At 61.2% G+C, this 19,593-nt stretch carries 15 protein-coding genes and 1 tRNA gene; 6 read left to right on the plus strand and 10 right to left on the minus strand.

What is annotated here, in order from left to right:
- Nucleotides 1-24: 24 nt before the first annotated feature.
- Nucleotides 25-777 (minus strand): SDR family NAD(P)-dependent oxidoreductase, encoded by a 753-nt coding sequence (locus SMD27_RS02990; protein WP_320506843.1) that lies wholly within the window; start codon nt 775-777, stop codon nt 25-27.
- A gap of 127 nt (nt 778-904) precedes the next feature.
- Between SMD27_RS02990 and lepA the strand changes: the two genes are divergently transcribed.
- Nucleotides 905-2,707, plus strand: a complete 1,803-nt coding sequence (gene lepA / locus SMD27_RS02995) for a translation elongation factor 4 (RefSeq protein WP_320506844.1) — start codon at nt 905-907, stop codon at nt 2,705-2,707.
- 54 nt (nt 2,708-2,761) lie between these two features.
- Here the strand turns inward: lepA and SMD27_RS03000 are convergent, their stop codons facing one another.
- Both SMD27_RS03000 and SMD27_RS03005 read right to left on the minus strand, forming a co-directional pair.
- Entirely contained in the window at nt 2,762-4,780 is a 2,019-nt protein-coding gene (locus SMD27_RS03000) for a tetratricopeptide repeat-containing sensor histidine kinase (RefSeq protein WP_320506845.1), read from the minus strand.
- Nucleotides 4,781-5,087: 307 nt separating this feature from the next.
- Nucleotides 5,088-5,369 (minus strand): hypothetical protein, encoded by a 282-nt coding sequence (locus tag SMD27_RS03005; protein WP_320506846.1) that lies wholly within the window; start codon nt 5,367-5,369, stop codon nt 5,088-5,090.
- Between the two features lie 94 nt (nt 5,370-5,463).
- Between SMD27_RS03005 and SMD27_RS03010 the strand changes: the two genes are divergently transcribed.
- Both SMD27_RS03010 and SMD27_RS03015 read left to right on the plus strand, forming a co-directional pair.
- Nucleotides 5,464-5,554 (plus strand) — tRNA-Ser (locus SMD27_RS03010).
- A gap of 183 nt (nt 5,555-5,737) precedes the next feature.
- Nucleotides 5,738-7,039, plus strand: coding sequence for a chloride channel protein (locus tag SMD27_RS03015; protein WP_320506847.1), 1,302 nt, complete (start codon nt 5,738-5,740; stop codon nt 7,037-7,039).
- Between the two features lie 18 nt (nt 7,040-7,057).
- Here the strand turns inward: SMD27_RS03015 and SMD27_RS03020 are convergent, their stop codons facing one another.
- The 3 genes from SMD27_RS03020 to SMD27_RS03030 all read right to left on the minus strand — a co-directional run bounded on the left by SMD27_RS03020 (nt 7,058) and on the right by SMD27_RS03030 (nt 11,329).
- Nucleotides 7,058-8,500 (minus strand): hypothetical protein, encoded by a 1,443-nt coding sequence (locus SMD27_RS03020; protein WP_320506848.1) that lies wholly within the window; start codon nt 8,498-8,500, stop codon nt 7,058-7,060.
- A gap of 422 nt (nt 8,501-8,922) precedes the next feature.
- Nucleotides 8,923-10,803 (minus strand): potassium transporter Kup, encoded by a 1,881-nt coding sequence (locus SMD27_RS03025; RefSeq protein WP_320506849.1) that lies wholly within the window; start codon nt 10,801-10,803, stop codon nt 8,923-8,925.
- Nucleotides 10,804-11,002: 199 nt separating this feature from the next.
- Nucleotides 11,003-11,329: a hypothetical protein gene (locus SMD27_RS03030; protein ID WP_320506850.1), complete on the minus strand. Its 327-nt coding sequence runs from the start codon at nt 11,327-11,329 to the stop codon at nt 11,003-11,005.
- A gap of 368 nt (nt 11,330-11,697) precedes the next feature.
- Here SMD27_RS03030 and SMD27_RS03035 point away from each other — a divergent pair, with 368 nt between their 5' ends.
- Together SMD27_RS03035 and SMD27_RS03040 are read left to right on the plus strand one after the other, a co-directional pair.
- On the plus strand, nt 11,698-12,231 hold the full coding sequence (locus SMD27_RS03035) for a hypothetical protein (protein WP_320506851.1): 534 nt from the start codon (nt 11,698-11,700) through the stop codon (nt 12,229-12,231).
- Between the two features lie 255 nt (nt 12,232-12,486).
- Nucleotides 12,487-13,746, plus strand: a complete 1,260-nt coding sequence (locus SMD27_RS03040; protein WP_320506852.1) for a cyclopropane-fatty-acyl-phospholipid synthase family protein — start codon at nt 12,487-12,489, stop codon at nt 13,744-13,746.
- A gap of 11 nt (nt 13,747-13,757) precedes the next feature.
- On the opposite strand, the gene SMD27_RS03045 is transcribed toward SMD27_RS03040, so the two are convergent.
- On the minus strand, nt 13,758-15,155 hold the full coding sequence (locus tag SMD27_RS03045) for an ATP-binding protein (RefSeq protein WP_320506853.1): 1,398 nt from the start codon (nt 15,153-15,155) through the stop codon (nt 13,758-13,760).
- A gap of 9 nt (nt 15,156-15,164) precedes the next feature.
- Nucleotides 15,165-15,896 (minus strand): response regulator, encoded by a 732-nt coding sequence (locus SMD27_RS03050; protein WP_320506854.1) that lies wholly within the window; start codon nt 15,894-15,896, stop codon nt 15,165-15,167.
- Between the two features lie 436 nt (nt 15,897-16,332).
- Between SMD27_RS03050 and SMD27_RS03055 the strand changes: the two genes are divergently transcribed.
- Nucleotides 16,333-17,817: a DegQ family serine endoprotease gene (locus SMD27_RS03055; RefSeq protein ID WP_320506855.1), complete on the plus strand. Its 1,485-nt coding sequence runs from the start codon at nt 16,333-16,335 to the stop codon at nt 17,815-17,817.
- 547 nt (nt 17,818-18,364) lie between these two features.
- On the opposite strand, the gene SMD27_RS03060 is transcribed toward SMD27_RS03055, so the two are convergent.
- Both SMD27_RS03060 and SMD27_RS03065 read right to left on the minus strand, forming a co-directional pair.
- A complete protein-coding gene (locus SMD27_RS03060) occupies nt 18,365-19,141 on the minus strand; it encodes an enoyl-CoA hydratase (protein ID WP_320506856.1) in 777 nt (258 codons plus the stop codon).
- 6 nt (nt 19,142-19,147) lie between these two features.
- A complete protein-coding gene (locus tag SMD27_RS03065; protein WP_320506857.1) occupies nt 19,148-19,528 on the minus strand; it encodes a hypothetical protein in 381 nt (126 codons plus the stop codon).
- Between the last annotated feature and the right edge of the window lie 65 nt (nt 19,529-19,593).

Raw genomic sequence — 19,593 nt, forward strand, 5'->3', positions numbered from 1 at the left:
GGCCTTTCCTTTAGATGTGTTCGCTCACGTCGCCGTATTGCCGCCATCGACCAGCCAAGCGGCGCCGGTGACGTAGCTTGCCCGGTCCGATGCCAGGAAGGCGACCACCTGGGCGATCTCGTCCGGCTGGCCGACACGGCCCAAGGGGAAGGAAGCTCCTTTGCGCGCCAGACCTTCGGCAGCTTTTTCGCCGCCGGACTGGATGCCCTCCAGCAACATTGGGGTTTCGACATCGCCGGGACAGACCGCATTGACGCGGATACCTTGTGGCCCGTGATCCAGCGCCATGGCTTTCGTCAATTGCACGACAGCACCTTTGGAGGCGCAGTAAGCCGCTTCCCGCTTGCCGGCCACCACGCCCCAATCCGAAGCGATGCTGACGATGCTGCCCTTGCCGGCGGCGATCATGTGCCTGAGAGCGGCGCGGGAACAGCGCATGACTGCCGTGACATTGACATCCATCACCGCCTGCCAGTCCGCGTCGCTGGTTTCCAGAACCGAGCCGCGGCGCGCAATGCCGGCATTATTAACCAGGATGTCGATGCGCCCGAAAGCAGCCATGGTCGCGGCAATGAGCTTGTCCGGAAAGGCCGGATCGGCGATATCGCCCGCCATGAACTTGGCACCGAGACGGCTGGCGATCTCGTCACCCGCCGCCTGGTTGCGGCCGGTCAGCATGAGTTGCGCACCTTCCGCCGACAGCCGTTCAGCGATGGCCAGCCCGATCCCCGATGTCGCGCCGGTCACGATTGCGCTCTTTCCCGTCAAGTCACCCATGACACCTCCCAAGCCGATCGCCTTAGTGGCGACCGTAACACATTGAAAACACGGCGCATTAGCGCCAGTTGATCTTATGTCTCGCAGCCCCTATCTTGCGCCGCAATAGAGCCAGACTGGACTACGTATGACCGACCTCAGCCATATTCGCAATTTTTCGATCATCGCCCATATCGATCACGGCAAATCGACCTTGGCCGATCGCCTGATCCAGGCCTGCGGTGGCTTGAGCGACCGGGAAATGAAGGAGCAGGTGCTCGATTCGATGGATATCGAGCGCGAGCGCGGCATTACCATTAAGGCCCAGACCGTGCGCCTGGAATACAAGGCCAAGAATGGCGAAACCTATCAGCTGAACCTGATGGACACGCCGGGCCATGTCGACTTCGCCTATGAGGTTAGCCGATGCCTCGCCGCCTGCGAGGGCTCGCTGCTCGTGGTCGATGCCAGCCAAGGCGTCGAGGCCCAGACCCTGGCCAATGTCTACCAGGCGATCGACGCCAATCATGAGATCGTCCCGGTCCTCAACAAGATCGACCTGCCGGCCGCCGAGCCCGAGCGGGTCAAGCAGCAGATCGAGGATGTGATCGGCATCGATGCCAGCGACGCCGTGCCGATTTCCGCCAAGACCGGCATCGGGATCGATCTCGTCCTGGAAGCCATCGTCAACCGTTTGCCGGCCCCGAAGGGCGATGCGGCGGCACCGCTCAAGGCGATGCTGATCGACAGCTGGTATGATGCCTATCTCGGCGTCGTCATCCTGGTGCGGGTGAAGGACGGCGTGCTGAAGCCCGGCATGAAGATCAAGATGATGGCGGCCGATGCCCTCTATACGGTCGAAAAGGTCGGCGTCTTCTCGCCCAAGGCCGTGCATCTGCCGCAGCTCACCCCCGGTGAAGTCGGCTTCATCACCGCCGGCATCAAGGCGGTGGCGGATTGCCGGATCGGCGACACCATCACCGAGGAAAAACGCCCGGCGGCGGAAGCCCTGCCGGGTTTCAAGCCCAGCATCCCGGTGGTGTTCTGCGGCCTGTTCCCGACCGATGCCGCCGATTTCGAGGACTTGCGCGACAGCCTCGCCAAGCTGCGGCTCAACGACGCCAGTTTCCACTTCGAGATGGAAACCTCGGCGGCGCTCGGCTTCGGTTTCCGCTGCGGCTTCCTCGGCCTGCTGCATCTGGAAATCATCCAGGAGCGCCTGGAGCGCGAGTTCAACCTCGACTTGATCACGACGGCACCCAGCGTCGTCTACAAGATCCATACGGTGAAGGACGGCGTGAAGGAACTGCACAATCCCGCCGACATGCCGGATGTGATGCAGATCGATCACATCGAGGAGCCCTGGATCAAGGCGACGATCCTGGTGCCGGACGAATATCTGGGCGCGATCCTGAAGCTTTGCGAGGATCGCCGTGGCGTGCAGGTGGAGCTGACCTATGCCGGCAGCCGCGCCATGCTGGTCTATCGCCTGCCGCTCAATGAAGTCGTCTTCGACTTCTATGATCGCCTGAAGTCGGTCAGCCGCGGCTATGCCAGTTTCGATTACCAGATGGACGGCTATGAGGAAGGCGACCTCGTCAAGCTCAACATCATGGTCAATGGCGATCCGGTCGATGCCCTCTCCATGATCGTGCATAAGAGCCAGGCGGAGAATCGTGGCCGGCACCTCTGCACGCGCTTGAAGGATCTCATTCCGCGCCAGCTCTTCAAGATCGCCATCCAGGCCGCGATCGGCGCCAAGGTGATCGCCCGCGAAACGGTCAGCGCCTTGCGCAAGGATGTGACGGCGAAGTGCTATGGCGGCGATATCAGCCGTAAGCGCAAGCTGCTGGACAAGCAGAAGGAAGGCAAGAAGCGGATGCGGCAATACGGCAATGTCGAGATTCCGCAATCGGCCTTCATCGCCGCGCTGAAAATGTCGGATGACTGATCGGCCCCGACATTCGGCGCAATTTTCGACGGACCTTTCCGACATCAGGGGCGCCTAGGCTTCCGCTTCGGAAACCTCTTCGGTTGGCGGCAAAACCGATTCGCTTGGGAGTGAAATCGTCACGGTGGTGCCGCGGCCCGGCGCGGTATCGATTTCAAGGCTCCCACCATGCAATTCGGCCAGGGCCTTCACCATGGGGAGGCCCAGTCCGGTTCCCCGGTGGCCCCTTGTATAAGCATTATCGAGCTGACCGAACGCCGATAATGCGACCGGCAGATCGTCTTTTTCCATGCCGATGCCGGTATCCTGAACGGTGATCAGGACATTCGCGCCAAGCGGCGTGCAGCTCAACAGGATGCTGCCGCCCGAGGGCGTGAACTTCACGGCATTGCTCAGCAGATTCAGCACCATCTGCGTCACCGCGCGGCGATCTGCCTGCAGGCGCGGCCGGCGCGGCGGCATTTGCAAAGCAAGCCGCAGCTTCGCGTCGCGCGCACGCTGTTCCACCAGTCGCAGCGCGCCTTGAAGCACCTCGAACAGATCGACTTCCTCGATTTGCAGCCGATGCTTGCCGGCCTCGATTTTTGAGAGGTCGAGAATGTCATTGATCAGCGACAGCAGCAGATGGCCGCTTTTGTGGATATCGACGGCATAGCTGCGGTACGGGCCATCGTCCAACGGCCCGAACATCTCCAGCATCATGGCCTCGGAAAAACCGATGATGGCATTCAGCGGCGTCCGCAGCTCATGGCTGATATTGGCCAGGAATTCGGACTTGCTGCGGCTGGCCAGCTCGGCGTTGCGCTTCGCCTCCAGTAGCGATTCGGTGATATTGCGCCGTTCGACCGCTTCGCGTTCGAGGCGCTGCACGGTTTCCGCCAGCTCAGCGGTACGCTGCGCCACCAGACTTTCCAATTCACGATGCGCACGGTCCAGGGCCAGGCGTTTGCTTTTCTCATCGACGATCCGCGATCCCAGGCTCTGGCGCTGCTGCTCGGCCATGCTCATCAGGCTCGCCTGCTGCAAAGCGTGATAGGCTTCGAAATGCCGGAGCGCCGCTTCGAAGTCGCCGGCAGCGCGCGCCGCATCGCGCAGCACCAGCCGGCAGCGCGGCAGGTTCTCAACAGCGCCCGTCGTCTCGATATAGCGCAGCGCGTCCTCAGCCAAGCGCAAGGCGGCATGGGCTTCACCCATCCGCAGCTTCAGTGCGGCCTGCAGGCACATTGTCTCGCCCTGCGCTTGCGGGCTTTCAAAAAGGGTGGCGACACGCTGGGACATTTCGAGATTTTGCGCGGCATCGGCGAATTGGCCGAGGTGAATCATGGCATCCGCCATGCCATTGAGGGCACGCAACTGCAGCCGGCGATCCTCGATATGGCGGGCGAGCGACAGGCTTTGAAACTGGAAGCGCAACGCCTCGTCATAGCGATGGCGGCTTTGTTCCAGCCGCCCAAGATGTCCCAAGCTGGTCGCCCGCGCGCTGAGGCCGAAAAAGTCCTGGGGGGCCGCATTGGCAAGATCCAATGCCCGCAGCAGGTGACGCTGGGCATCCTCCAGCAGATGCATGCGGGCGTAGATGGCGCCGATCAGACGCTCCGCCAAAGCCTGCCCGGTGACGTCATTCGCCTCGATGAAATGCTGCAAGGCGCGTTCGGCGAAATCCAGCGCGGGATTGGGGCGATCGAGATCCGCATGCAGCGCGCCGTAAGCATGCAGCAGATGCGCCTGATCGAGATCCGCCGCCTGATCGCCGAACAGGTCTTGCGCGACCTCCAGCGCCATCTCGGCTTCGCGGTAGCGGCCCATCAGCCGCAACACCCGGCCGAGCTGCAGATTGGCCGTGGCGGTCCAACGCCGGTCGCCCAATTGCGCGGCCAGGGCACGGAAGGCCCGCGCCTCGATCAGCGCTTCGTTGAGATCGGTCGCCATCAACACGCGTACCAGGTTGTCGCGCCAGGCAAAGCTGGTCAGGGGACGGTCGCTTTGATCGATCAAGCCGCGCAGACGTGCGGCCGCGCTCGGCGCGCTAGCGTCGAGATTCCGCTGATCCTCGAAGTTGACCGAGTCGGCCATCACCATCGCGTCCATGCGTCGGAATGTGCATGCACTGGATCGCCAGAGAGATGCAGCGGCGCCAGGTCCTGCTTTTCCACGTCCCTGCCCGTGTTGTCCGGATCCGGCCACGCCCCCATGGCTAGATTCCAGGCCATCCTGGCCCGGCATCAGACCTGTCGATGGGCAAACCGGCAGGTCAGATCACGAATTTAGCCGGAAGGAAAAACATCGGTCCGCCTTTGTCAATAGCGGGGCGATCACGAAGTCCGGCGCGGCTGCCCTTGGGATCGCCAAAGGCCCGGTTGCGCCGCAGCCTGGAGAATGGTTAACGGTCGGTCAGTCCCGCCACGAGCCAGCATAACAGGGCCAAAGCCATGCAGAAAATCCAGGCCGGTGCACCTAATATGGGGGCGATGAGCCGACCCCATATGTCGCCGGAGGCGAATGCCGCCTGTGTCGCTGTCAGCGAGCCAGGGCTGGTACGCTGCCAGAGACCGATGAGGGTCTGGGGCTCGCTGGTGCCGATCAGCCGGTCAGCCAGTTGGATGGCGCCGAAAACCACCGCAGCGACGGCGAAAGCCAGAGCGAGAAGTCGAAGAAACAGCATGCCAGTCCTGATTTGATTGCCTGCGGGACTGTCAGAAGTTATTGCGTTGAGCGACACCCTCGGCTAGGTTCCGCGCCGTTGCGCTTTTGCGCTAGGAGGGGTGGCCGAGCGGTCGAAGGCGCACGCCTGGAAAGTGTGTATACGGCAAAACCGTATCGTGGGTTCGAATCCCACCCCCTCCGCCAGTATCGCCTGCGCCCAGCCTCAGGGCCCGGTATCACCATGGCCCGTGTCACCAATGCATTGGAGCCGGTTGAGTCCGTTCCGCCGGCCCCCGAGTTCTAAATGAGGCGATCGCCTGACCACCCGCTGACGGCCGTCGACGGCATCGGCAATATCGCGAAATATCGCAGCGCAAAAGAGCCCTGATGACCCGTTTTCCGCGATCCGGTATCCCCCGTCATTGGCTGGCCGTCGCTTATTGGCGGCGGAAAACGATCTTTCTCCTCGGCGCCGCCTTGATCGGCATTGCCGCTATCGGCTTCGCTTTGGGCGCGGATGAAGCCCAACACGCCTTTGCTTGGCTGCGGGATACTTATCCGCTGGCGGCTTTCATCGTCACCTGTCTTGGCTTCGTGGTCGCCGCGGTCACCACGGCGCACTGGTTTCCAGCCGCCAGGGGCAGCGGCATTCCCCAGGTTATCGCGGCCCGTCGCTATGAAGACCCGATCATACGGGGCGGTCTCATCGGTGGCGGCGTCACGCTCTGGAAAGTTTTGCTGACGCTTTTCGCCCTGCTTTGCGGCGCTTCGGTCGGCCGCGAGGGGCCGACGGTGCAACTGGGCGCCTGCATCATGTTTCTTCTCGGCACGCGCCTTGGCTTGCGAAAGCCTCAGGGCTTGGTCCTCGCCGGGGCTGCAGCCGGCATCGCCGCCGCCTTCAATACACCCTTGGCCGGCATCATGTTCGCGATCGAGGAAATGGCGAAGAACTATGAGAAGCGGATCAGCGGCCTCATCATCGCCGCGGTGGTGATCGCCGGCGCTGTCAGCATCGCATTCCTTGGCAATTACAAATATTTCGGCAGCAACCCGATCGAGATCGGTTTTTCCCGAGCCATGATCTTCGCCACGGTCTGCAGCGTGATTGCCGGGCTTGGCGGCAGCCTGTTCAGCTTTTTGCTACTCGCGGCGGGCCGCCTCTATCGGCGCCTATCCGCCGGCGCCAACTGGATGCCCTATGCCTTTCCCGCCGCCTGTGGCCTCGCCGTCGCCATCGCCAGCCTGCTGACCCACGGCTATGCCAATGGCACCGGATACGAGCAGGCCAAGCTGGCGCTTGAAAGCGGGCAGACCATGCCGCTTTGGTACGGACCGCTCAAATTGCTGGCGACCCTGGCCTCCTCCGCCAGCGGCTTGCCCGGCGGGCTTTTCTCCCCTTCCCTATCGGTCGGTACCGGGCTCGGCTCCCTGATCGCAGCAGCTTTGGCGCATATCCCGGCGCTTGGCGGCCTGTCGCCGGACGATTTGCGGGCTATCATGTTGCTGGCAATGGCAGCCTATTTCGCCGCTGTCGTGCAGTCGCCACTGACCGCCTTCGTCATCGTCAATGAAATGACGGTCAGCAATGCCCTGCTGGTGCCGCTCCTGACCGCGACCTTCCTGGCGGCCGGTATCTCCGCCATGCTGACTCGCGAGCCGCTTTATCACGCTTTGTCCCGGCAGTTCTGAGCTTTCCGGCTTCCGCCTTTATGGCGCCGGCTTGCCGTTGCTGCGCGGCTTGTTCTTGACCTGGACCATGGGCAAGGCGCGGCAGTTTTTCCGGTAATAGACGATCTCCACCAAAGACGGCCAGATTTCGAGGGAGGAGTGGATGAGGGCAACGACGTCGTCGACGATCCGGCTGACATTCTGCTGGAAGAAATCCGGTTCGAAATTATAGAAGCTGCGATCCAGCGTCGCCGCAAATTGCCCAAGCGCGTCTCGCCGATCGACGCTTGACGCCTTTTCCCGCGCCTTCCGGACGCGCGCCTGCAATGTGCTGATCTTGTCCAGGATTCGCTCGCTGTCCTCGGCCGTGACCTGCCCGTCATAATCGAAGGAGATCGTCAAGTCGTCGGACCGCCGGAGGGTCGATCGGATCTTGTTCTTCAGCAAGGTGCAAATTTCTTCATTGAAGATCTCGGCCGGCAGGGGATTGCGCATGTAGTTGTTCTTAATATGGGTTTGCGCCGAATCGACATGCGCGGCGATGAAGCCCGGCTGCTGAATCCATAGGCGGTAAATATAGTCCTCGAAGCGGAGTTGCGTCGGGAAGAAAGGTGGCAGGCCAAAGCGGTTGTCATAGCCCGCGACACCGCAATCCATCCGCCAGTTCTTGTTGGTGATGCAGGGGCGGAAATTGATCACCACGTAGACGTCATTGACCTCATCCGCATTCAAGCGCTGCTCGTCCTCGAGAAACATGTCGAGGTAATCGACCGCGTCGATGTCATTCGTGCCAGACCGGAACGTTTGCGCCATCTTGACCACGGCGGTCCGGGCGATGCGGCCCGGCCGCAGGAAGACGGAGTTCTCGCGGACAAGGCCGTTGGACGCGTTGGTTTCAAGATCCATCGCCGTATCCACCAGCACATCGCCGCGTTCGTAATTTGCCGGCACCTCGGCCGCCGTTTTGCCGAGCACGTCCTTGAAGGAGGCGAGGATGTCATACGACTTCCTGGTAAAGCCATTGCTGCGGTTATGCACCAGCTTGCCGCGGCTGACCTCCTCGTCGGTCAGGGATTCCGGACTGTCCTCGATCAGCGCATGGGGTCGCATATCATCATCGGAACTGACCACGAACTGGCCAAGGGTATACATCAGGGTGAAGTTCCGGTTGCCGCCATAGCTGGGACGGAACAGATTGCGCACCAGCGCGTCCAGTTTGCGGTCACGCAAGCGGCGCGACAGGTAGGAAAGAAACTCTTCCTTTTCCTTCGGCCCGACATAGAAGAGATCGTTATGCGTCTTCGTCTGTTCGAGCAGGTTGTAATATTTCCGGTGGTTGGCCATCGAGGAATCGTCGAAGACGATCATCGGTATCGAATGGCCGTTGCGCCAGAAGTTCTCGTCATAAGCTTCGACCGTTTCGCCCACATCTCGTAATCGATAAGTGGGGATGACGAAGGCCGAGGAATCGTCGGATGTCACCGTTTTTCAGTCCTTCTGATGTCGTTGGTACATCGGGGAATGGCCTCGGGCATGAGCATGACAAGGAGCCGGCGGCAATCCTGCACGCGCGATCCGTCTGCCCGTTGCCATGTCTCGTGGAGCCGATCTATGCGGGAATGAGCGCGGGATTTGTCGCTTCCACGAAGCGAGATGCCGAATTCGCTGCCGAGGTGAACCACCCGCAACACGCAGCTTCTCCATCCGATGAACACAGATACGCAGGGGCGATCGGTTACCCGGTCGCGCCGCCAGAGGCGCATCCATCCAGATGGAAGGGCACCCTAGCTTTCTGCTGTGACAGGAGTCTTAGTCGCATGCGGCATAAGGCCTCCATGCGAAAGGGCGATGACGGGCATAAGAAGATCGTAAAGCCGCGCTTGGTTCAGCGGCCGTTGTCGCCGCTAAATCTCGACCTGGGTCCCCAGCTCGACCACGCGATTGGTCGGTAGATTGAAGAAATCCATCGCGGTCGCGGCATTGCGCGACATCCAAGCGAAAAGCAGTTCCCGCCACAACATCATTCCCGGCAGCATGCTGGGAACGATGGTTTCGCGGCTGATGAAAAAGGATGTCTCCATCAAATTGATCGGCAGGCCAATATCCGCCGAATGGCGCAATGCGGCCGGCACATCGGGATCATCCATGAAACCGAAGCTCAGCATCAGACGGTAAAAACCGGGCCCGATCTCCTCCATCGACAGGCGCCGCGGCACCGGCACGTGAGCGACTTGCCGCAGGACGACCGTCAACAGGATGTTGCGCTCATGCATGACCTTGTTGTGCTTCAAATTGTGCAGCAGCGCATTCGGGATGCCCTGCTGCCGGCCGGTCATGAAGATCGCCGTGCCGGGTACGCGGGTGATGCGGCTGGAAATCGATTTGAGAAACATCTCGACCGGCATCGCATCCTGATCGATCCGGGCCATCAACAATTCGCGGCCGCGCTTCCAGGTGGTCAACAGGACGAAGATGACAAGGCCGACCAGCAGCGTGAACCAGCCGCCATGCGTGACCTTGCCGAAATTGGCGATGAAGAAGCAGAGATCGACGAAGAGCAGAAGCGCGACCAGCATAACGGCTGGGACACGCGGCCACTTCCAGATCAGGAAAATGACCGCGCCGATCAGCATCGTATCAATCACCATCGTTCCGGTGACGGCGACGCCATAAGCCGCCGCCAGATTGGTCGAAGATCCGAAGCCGAGCACCAGCAAGGTCACCGCCGTCATCAGCATCCAATTGACGAAGGGAATGTAAATCTGCCCCATGGCGGCATGCGAGGTGTGAATGACCCGCAAGCGGGGCAGGAAGCCCAGTTGGATGGCTTGCTGGGTCACCGAGAAAGCGCCGGTGATCACCGCCTGCGACGCGATAACCGTGGCGACGGTCGCCAGCCCCACCAACGGCAAGGCCCCCCAGCTCGGCGCAAGTCGGAAAAACGGATTTTCGACCGCGGTCGGGTCGCCGAGGAGCAGGGCGCCCTGGCCGAAATAATTCAGCACCAGGGATGGCAGGACCAGAAAGAACCAGGTCAGGCGAATCGGCCGGCGGCCGAAATGGCCGAGATCGGAATAGAGCGCCTCGGCGCCGGTCAATGCGAGAACCACCGAGCTGAGGACGAAGAAGGCGAGCCAACCTTCGGCCATGAAGAAGCGGACGGCGTGAATCGGATTGAGGGCAAAAAGGATATCCGGCCGATCGAGCATCTTCAAGACGCCGAGGACCGCCAGCGAGCCGAACCACAGCAGCATGATCGGCCCGAACAAGCTGCCAATGCGGCTGCTGCCCTGGCGCTGGATGAGAAAGAGGCCGATCAGGATGCCCAGGGTCAACGGCACGACGATGATGTCGATCTCCGGCCAGGCAACTTCCAGACCTTCGACCGCGCTCAACACGGAGATCGCCGGCGTGATCATGCTGTCGCCGTAGAACAGGGCGGCGGCGAAAATCCCCAATGCAGTGACCGCGGCAATCGCCGCCGGTTTCTTCACCACATCGCGAACCAGCGCCAGCAAGGCAAGGCTGCCGCCTTCGCCGTCATTATCGGCCCGCAGGATGATCGTGACGTATTTGAATGAGACTACCAGCATGACCGACCAGAAGATCAGCGACAACACGCCGAGAACATTCTCCGGTGTCGGCGGCAGGCCATGCTGCGGCGCGAAGCATTCCTTCAGGGCGTAAAGCGGGCTGGTGCCGATATCGCCATAGACGACCCCGATGGCGCCAACCAACAAAGCCGGGAGCGATTTCTTGCCGGTCGCGGCGAGGCTCTGTTGCATGAGCGATGATATCCTTGCCGATATGTCGATCGGTCTTTTGGTTGCACGCTTGTCGCCCTATTTCTAACCAAGTTTAGCTTTGGTGCAACCGAGCGTCGCTATAATTAAACCCTTGCCGAGGCTGGGAAAGTCATCGCCTTGGCAAAGAGTCATGCAACAAATTGGGGCGATTCGGTGATGGCCCGCCCCAGGGCGCGGCTTAGCTGGCGGGACCTCGGGCAGCGGCGCGGCGCGCTGCAACCCGGCCTCGCCCTCCTGCCCGGCTGCTTTCCGCCGCAGCGGTCTGTCGCAGGAGATCGGCCAGACGCGCTATATGTGGATTGGCGGTTTGGGCGGCAACCGCGTCATATCGGGTAAGAAGCCGCGCCGCTGCGCTTCTGGCATCGGTCTCCATATCGAGACTGAGCATCCAGGAAAGCAGCATATCCTCCGCCGGCCCCGGAAACTCATCGCCCATGGCAAAAGCCTCTGAAATCAATGATTTCGGATCTTCGGCCGAGTGAGGAACCTTGCTGTCGCCCGTCATCGCTAAACCGCGCCTTGCCGCTGTGGCGTTCCTTTAATCTACGATCTGCCGGGCAGAGTCGGCCAGCTCGGCGTCTCCGGCTCGACTATTTCCGCCCTACCGCTAGTGCAAATACGACAATCAGGCCCCAGGCAGGCGTTTCCAGCGCTGCCTGCTGGAGGAAAAATCACGAAGAATCGCACGAGGTGCACATAGGGATGTGGCATTTAGCCCGAAAGGACGTTTGAAAACCGATGGTTAGTCCGCTAACTGAAATAGATGGAAGTGTAATGAAACCTTAAAAAGGCGAGCCTGGCCGGCAACGGGGAAGTTACCGAGCCTGCCAGCCATCGTGGACAAAGAAGTCGTGGACAAAGAAGGAGCATGCCATGTCGGAGACTGAGGAGCGCGGATCGGATGCCGTCGGACCGACGGGTGCCTCTCAGCATGATGACCTATCGGCCGCCCCGCAGGCGCCGGCGGGCTTGCTTGAAACTGTCCCCTCGCTTGATGCCGGGCTGGCCGATCTGATGTCGGACGGGGAAGATAACGTCACCTTCAATCTGGTGGATGCAAATTCGCCTGAAGCCGGCGCCCACGGCATCGGCATCGATCCGACGGGCATCACTTCGGACGGCATTACGCTCGGTTTGGACGATGTGCTGTCGATCGGCACCGAATCGATCGGTGGCCTCGATGCGCTGATGGTGACCGGCGACCAGGGCGATATCGTGCGGCTGCGAACCGACGGCATCCACAATTGGGAACCGGCCGCGGTGGAGACGCCCAGCGGGTTCACCGCCTATCATGCAACCACCGGCTCGGAGACTCACGATCCGGCCGCGGGCCATCACGCGCATCACGACATCTATGTGCTTGTGCAACAGGATCTCCACGTCATCCTGAATTTCGATCAAGGCTGATCGCGACAGCGGATCGACCGCACGGTTCCCAGACCGCGACTCATCAGACGAGTCGTCTGCAGTGCCCGCTTGGCCTGACGCCGTAGAACTGCAATCATTGCAAGGCACCAATCGTTAATGGATCATTGACAGGGCCCATCGGCCGATATTTGAATTATTCCAAACTACGAGAGTGATTGTCGCCCATGGGCCAGTTCGGGGGCGAATTGCCAAAAGCGACAATCGTGTGAATCGTAACGCAAGGAGCGAATGGGGATGTTCGAACGCTTGCTGCGAGCTGGTCTCAATCGGGGCCAGGTCACCTTAATTGACCATCGAGGCCGCCGGCATCTTATCGAGGGCGGAGCCGGCCCGCGCGTGATTGTGCGCATTCATGATGCCGCGACGGACCGCGCCCTTTTCTTCAATCCGTGGCTGAAGCTGGGCGAAGCCTATATGGATGGCAGGCTGACTATCGAGGAGGGAACACTCTACGACCTTCTCGACATCTGTATGGCCAGCACCGATCAGACGCAATCGATCGCCCTGCAGCGATTGACCGGCGGAATCCAAAAACTGCTGCGCTGGTGGCATCAGAACAATCCCATTGGTGTGGCCCGCGAACATGTAGCGCATCATTACGATTTGTCGCGCCAGCTCTTCGAGCAATTCCTCGATGAGAGCATGCAATATTCCTGCGCCTATTTCGCTACCCCGGAAACCACGCTTCCTCATGCCCAGCAAGCGAAGATGCGCCATATCGCATCGAAGCTCCTGTTACAGCCGGGCCAGCATGTGCTGGATATCGGCTGCGGCTGGGGCGGCCTCGGCATGTTTCTTGCCAAGACGGCGGATGTGCGCGTGACCGGCGTCACCCTGTCCAAGGAACAGCTCGAAGTCGCCAAGGCACGCGCCGAAGCCGCCGGCTTGAGCGACCGCGTGACCTTCAAGCTGCAGGATTACCGGCATGAGACCACGCAATATGACCGCATCGTCTCGGTCGGCATGTTCGAGCATGTCGGCGTGAAACATTACGGCGAGTTCTTCGACAAGGTGCAGCAATTGCTGAAGCAGAACGGCGTCGCTCTGCTGCATGCGATCGGCCGCCGTGACGGTCCCGGCTATACCAATCCGTGGCTGCGCAAATACATCTTCCCCGGCGGCTACAGTCCCGCTTTGTCGGAAGTCTTGCCCGTCATCGAAAAGACTAGGCTGTGGGTCACCGATATCGAAGTGTTGCGGCTGCATTACGCCGAAACCCTGAAAAACTGGCGGCACAATTTCAACGCCGTGCGCGACAAGATCCGGTCGCTCTATGACGAGCGTTTTTGCCGCATGTGGGAGTTCTATCTGATCGGCAGCGAGCTCTCCTTCCGGTATGACTTCAACATGGTGTTCCAGATTCAGATGAGCCGCGGCATTCATGCCGTGCCGATGACCCGCGACTATATGTTCGACTGGGAACGTCAGCACGCGGCTCTGGCTGCCGGCAAGGCCGAGGCACCGAAGCGGCTGGGCGAACGTGCCGCTGAATAATGCTGCTTAATTCAGCGGGGCAGGCGCAGGGTAACGCGCAAGCCCCCGCCGGGCCGGTCGCCGAGGTTGATTTCGCCACCATGTGTCAGAACGATGCTCTGGACAATGGCCAGGCCCAATCCAGTGCCGCCGCTGTTCCGGTTGCGTGAGGCTTCCACCCGATAGAAGGGACGGAAGACAAGGTCGCGCTGATCCGGCGGGATGCCGGGGCCGAAATCGTCGATCGTGACCATAATCGCCGTCGGGCGCGGTGTTAAGCTGATCTCGGCCCGCTGTCCGTATTTGATGGCATTGTCGATCAGATTGCCGAAGCAGCGTCGCAGGGCCAGCGGCCGGCCCAGCATCTGATAATCGCCCGGCGGCACCGGCAGCAAAGTTACATCAGGCAGGTCGAAGGTCATTTCGCCGAGAAGTTGGGCAAGATCGAATTGCACCGGTGCTTCGCGGTCGCTGTCTTCCCGGGCGAAAGCGAGCGTCGAGCGGATCATCGCTTCCATCTCGTCCAGATCGGACAGCATGCGCTGCTGCGCTTCCGGATCGTCGACGAATTCGGCCCGCAATCGCAACCGGGTGATGGGCGTCCGCAGATCGTGGGAAATCGCTGCAATCATCTGCGTTCGGCCATCGACCAACCGGCGGATGCGGGCTTGCATTTCATTGAAGGCATGTGCGGCCCGCCGCACCTCGACCGATCCCGTCTCCGGCAGCGGCGTGTCAAGATTACCGCGCCCCATTGTCTCCGCCGCCTTGGTGAGACGAGCCAGCGGTCGCGTCAGGCGATAAACCGGGAATAGGCAAAGCGCGATCGCGACCGCCAATGTCGCCAGGATCGACAGGATGAGATCCCAGGACGCAATCGGCAACGAGCTGACCGCTGCGACGTCGAAATTCAACCAGGTATCATCCAGCAATTGAATCGCGACCCGGAACCGCCGTTCGTTCGACTGGCGGTCCAGGATCTGGCTGGTGCGGTCCTGGTCGCTGCCCCAAAGCCCTGGCCACAGCCGCCGAAACCAGTGATCCTGATCGGCCGGCTGCGGCGCGTAATTGACCCTCACCTGGCGCCAATGGATATCGACCAGTCGCGCTTTCACGACATCGCGCAAGCGGGCGCAGCGTCGGTCCGGCGCCTTTGTATCCGGCACTGCGCTGTGGTTGCTGGTCGTTACATAGAGCGATGAGCGGCTGATCGCGGTGGCGACGCCGCGGCGCAGGATGGGTGCGGTATTTTCCAGGAAAGCAACGATCGAGGCGATGCGCTCGGCGGCGCGGACATCCTCCAGCGCCGTGATCGCTTCATTGCGGTTGATGTTGTGGAAGAGCGTCGTTGCCAATTGCGAGGCACAAATCCCGGTGACGACAATGACCATCAGCCAGTCGACGATGCTGTCCGGCAGGAAGCGGCGCATGCGGCGGTTCTAACCTCTCGTCACGCTGGGTGTAAACATGTAGCCGCCGCCGCGCACCGTGGTGATGAGTTGAGGAACCGCGGGATCTGCTTCAATCTTACGGCGCAATCGCCCCACCTGCACATCGATGCTGCGATCGAAGGCGACGGCGGCGCGCCCCTTGGCGAGATCGAGCAGCCGGTCGCGGCTGAGCACACGCTGCGGCCGTTCCGCGAAAGCCACCAGCAAATCATATTCACCGGTGGAAAGCTCCACCGGCTGGCCATCAGGATTGGTTAAGATCCGGCGGGCAAGATCGAGCTTCCAGCCGGCAAAATTTAGAACCGGCGGGACCTCGCCGTCAGCCGGGGCGACCCCATCGCGTTCTTCGACCCGGCGCAGGACGGCCCGGATGCGCGCCAGCAATTCGCGGGGGTTGAACGGCTTGGCGAGATAATCGTCGGCACCGAGTTCGAGACCGATGATACGGTCGGTATCTTCCGCCACCGCCGTCAGCATGACGATCGGCACTTTCGAACTGGCGCGCACCTGGCCGCAAAGGGTCAGGCCCGTTTCACCCGGCAGCATGACGTCGAGCACGATCAGGTCAATACGGGCATCATTCATCACGCGCCGCATTTCGCGGCCATCGGCTGCGGTTGAGACGCGGTAGTTATGCTTGACCAGAAAGCGCGACAGGAGATCGCGGATTTCGCGGTCGTCATCGACGATCAGGACGTGGCTGCTGGGTTCAGTAGGCATGTTCCGCTGCGCGACAAGTTTTCAGATATGGCATTCCAATACGGTTCCGCAACTCTGGCTCCTCGGAACTTCCATGAGCCCTAAGATGAGAACCGGCAATCGTTAATCGCCGCGACCAACAGTCTGGTCACTCCTCACCAGGAGGCGCGACGGCAAAAGTGTAACCGATTGTAACAGGCTCTGGCAGCGTCGAAACTCCGTTACCAAATTCCTTGCACAGCGACATAGGTACGTTACCGAGAGCTTCCAACTTACCAATCAGGGCGCGGATGAAGCGCCTGTCATCGAACTCCGCGGACCGTCGCCCCAGGGCTAATTGATCCTCTGGCCGATACGGTAGTGCCGCTTGAAGAAAAAGGAAAATCGATCAATGTCGCTCATCTCAAAAACTTTCTGCCGTACCGAATCGGGGCTCAGCCCGGACTCGGCTTCGCACATGAAACCACCGTCATCATCCGGACGCCGCGCCAAGCGCCTTGCCGCAGCTCTGGCCGCGGGTTCTTTCGCCAGCCTCGCCCTGCTCGGCCAGGCAGAAGCCTATCCCGCGCCTGACAGCTTTGCCGATCTTGCGGCGAAGGTGACCCCGGCCGTCGTCAATATCTCGTCCAGCCATAAAATAGCCGAAGCGGAAGGCCAGCAAGCCATGCCGTTCGAGTTCCCCAAGGGTTCGCCCTTCGACGACTTGTTCCGCCCCTTCATGGACCAGCAACGGCAGCATCACCCCAACCGCAAGGTCATGTCGCTGGGCTCGGGCTTCATCATCGATGCCAGTGGCTATGTCGTCACCAATAACCATGTGATCGATGACGCGAGCGATATCGAGGTCACCACTACCGACGGCAAGCAATATCCGGCCAAGCTGGTCGGCACCGATCCCAAGACCGACTTGGCCGTGCTGAAGATCGATGCCAAGCAGTCGCTGCCTTTCGTCACTTTCGGCGACTCCGATAAAGAGCGCGTCGGCGACTGGGTCATGGCCGTGGGCAATCCATTCGGCCTGGGCGGTACGGTGACGGCCGGCATCGTCTCGGCGCGTGGCCGTGACATCAATGAAGGCCCGTTCGATGACTTCCTGCAAATCGATGCAGCAATCAATCAGGGCAATTCCGGCGGCCCGACCTTCTCCACCAACGGCGAGGTAATCGGCATCAATACGGCAATCGCCTCACCCAATGGCGGCAGCGTCGGCATCGGCTTTGCCATTCCATCCAACATGGCGAAGCCGGTCATCGAAGCCCTGCGCGAACATGGCAGCGTCGAACGCGGCTGGCTCGGCGTGCAGATTCAGAAAGTGACGCCGGATCTTGCCAAGGCGATGGGCCTGCAGGAAACCCAGGGTGCGCTGGTGGCTGGCGTGCAACCCGAGGGTCCCGCCGCGAAGGTCCTGAAGCCCGGCGATGTGGTGGTTTCCTATAACGGGCAGACAGTCGAGGATATGCGTGACCTGCCCCGCTTGGTGGCCAACACCCGGCCGGAGACCAAGGTCGAGTTGACGGTCTGGCGCAACCACGAGATGCAGCGTGTTTCCGTGGTGATCGGCAAATTGAAGGCCGAAGAGAAAGTCGCGTCGACGGATGAGGATAACGGCGACAACCAGGCGGCCGATCAAGGCGGTGTCGCGGTCGCTTCTCTCGGCGCCAGCTTCGCTCCGGTCAATGCCGATACCCGGCGTGAGTTCAACCTCGATGACAATGCCAAGGGCGTGGTTGTCACCGATATCGACGAAGACAGCCCGCTGGCCGCACAAGGTGTCAGCACCGGCGACATCATCGAGCGCATCGGCGATCACGAGGTCAGCAAGCCGGAACAGCTGCGGCAAATGACCAAGGAAGCGAAGGCAAACCGACAGGATGTCGTCATGATGTTGGTGAATCATCGCGGCCAGGAATTGTTCATCGCCGTCAAACTGGCGGATGCGTAACGCCTAACGACTGGAGAACTGGTTCTTGAGTTCCCTGGAGATCGGATCACCCCCAGCCATCTGACCGCCAGCGGCAGATGACGATCCGATCGAATGCCCCATGGCCGGCCCCGGCCATGGGACTGTGGCCGGCGCAGGTCCCACCCCTCACCCCCGACCTGCGCCGGTTCTCTTTTCAGCCGTCACCAAAATCGAGATCATTGCCGAGGCGTTATGCCGTCCTCGACCCGGGTATTGGGCAAGATGGCGCCCCGTGCCGGCCGGGCCGCTGACAGCGCAGTTTCGAGCGCCGCGCCGATCACTGCATGACGGCGCCGTAAGGCGGCAGAATCATGTTTTTGCCGCCCAGCGTCAGGACGAAAGAGAAATCCGGCGTCTGTTCGGCGCGATCAATCCGGCGCCCGCGCGACCGTAGGGGTTCATCTTGACAGTCGCATGGCTCTTTGGCCGATCGCCCCCTGAATTCATTCGGCCTGAACCGCGCCGCTGCCGGCATCGATTCCGGCGTCGTCGGCAGTGCCCTCTCAGGACCGAAGCTCGCTCCGGATTATCGATGCTTGAACTGCGCCGGCCGCTTCTCGGCAAAAGCGCTCATGCCTTCGCTCTGGTCTTCGGTGGCGAAGGCGGCATGGAACATCCGGCGCTCGAAGCGCAGGCCTTCGGCCAGACTGGTCTCAAAAGCGCGATTGACTGATTCCTTGGCGAAAAGCGTGATCGGCAGGGACATCGAGGCGATCTTGCCGGCGACCGCGAGCGCTTCTTCCATCAGCTTTTCCGCCGGCACGATGCGCGAGACCAGACCGCAGCGTTCCGCCTCGGCGGCGTCCATCATCCGGCCGGTCAGCACCAGATCCATCGCCTTGGCCTTGCCCAAGGCACGGGTGAGGCGCTGCGTGCCGCCGGCACCCGGGATGATGCCGAGTGTGATTTCCGGCTGGCCGAATTTGGCATTCTCCGCCGCGATGATGATATCGCACATCATGGCAACTTCGCAGCCGCCGCCGAGCGCGAAGCCGGCCACCGCGGCAATGACCGGCTTGCGGCAGCTTGCCACCCGCTCCCAGCCTTTGGTGATGAAGTCGCTGAGATAGACATCCATGAAGGAACGGTCCTTCATTTCCTTGATGTCGGCGCCGGCGGCGAAGGCCTTCTCGCTGCCGGTCAGAATGATCGCGCCGATTCCCTCATCCGCCTCGAACTCGTCCAGCGCCCCGCCAAGATCGTCGATCAATGCATCGCACAGCGCATTGAGCGCTTTGGGTCGATTGAGCGTGATAATGCCGACGCGGCCGTCGCGGGCCACCAGGATGTTTTCATAAGTCATGCTGGCTCACTTGCTTTCGGAGGAGAGGGTGAAGCTGACATTGACCGGGCCGCCGCCCTGGCCGCCCAGCACATCGATCTTCAAGGTTTCCGCCTTGCGGTGAAAGGTGCCGCTGGCCGCCTGTTGCCAGCCGAGCTGGGGCAGGGTCGTATCGTAGAATTCCCGCACATCATCCGCCTTGACGGTGCCGCTGGCATAGGCGGTGACGATCTTGCCGACCGGCGCATCGAAGACCGTGGTCTTCTCCTTTTGCTCGACCAGGCCGGCGGCCAGCGGAAGATCGGTGATCGCGGTCAGATATTCGACTGCAAAGGCCGGCAAGGGCGCCAGCAGGAACAAACCCAGCATCAGCCGGCGGATAAGCTTGCATTTCCCGAACGGGTTCATGGCGGCAACTCCCTTGCGGTGAGGGGTTGTTGTAGCTCGGAAGGCCGAAGGCGGACAATAGCTTA

Source organism: Dongia soli (assembly GCF_034044715.1).
GTDB classification, from domain to species: domain Bacteria; phylum Pseudomonadota; class Alphaproteobacteria; order Dongiales; family Dongiaceae; genus Dongia_B; species Dongia_B soli.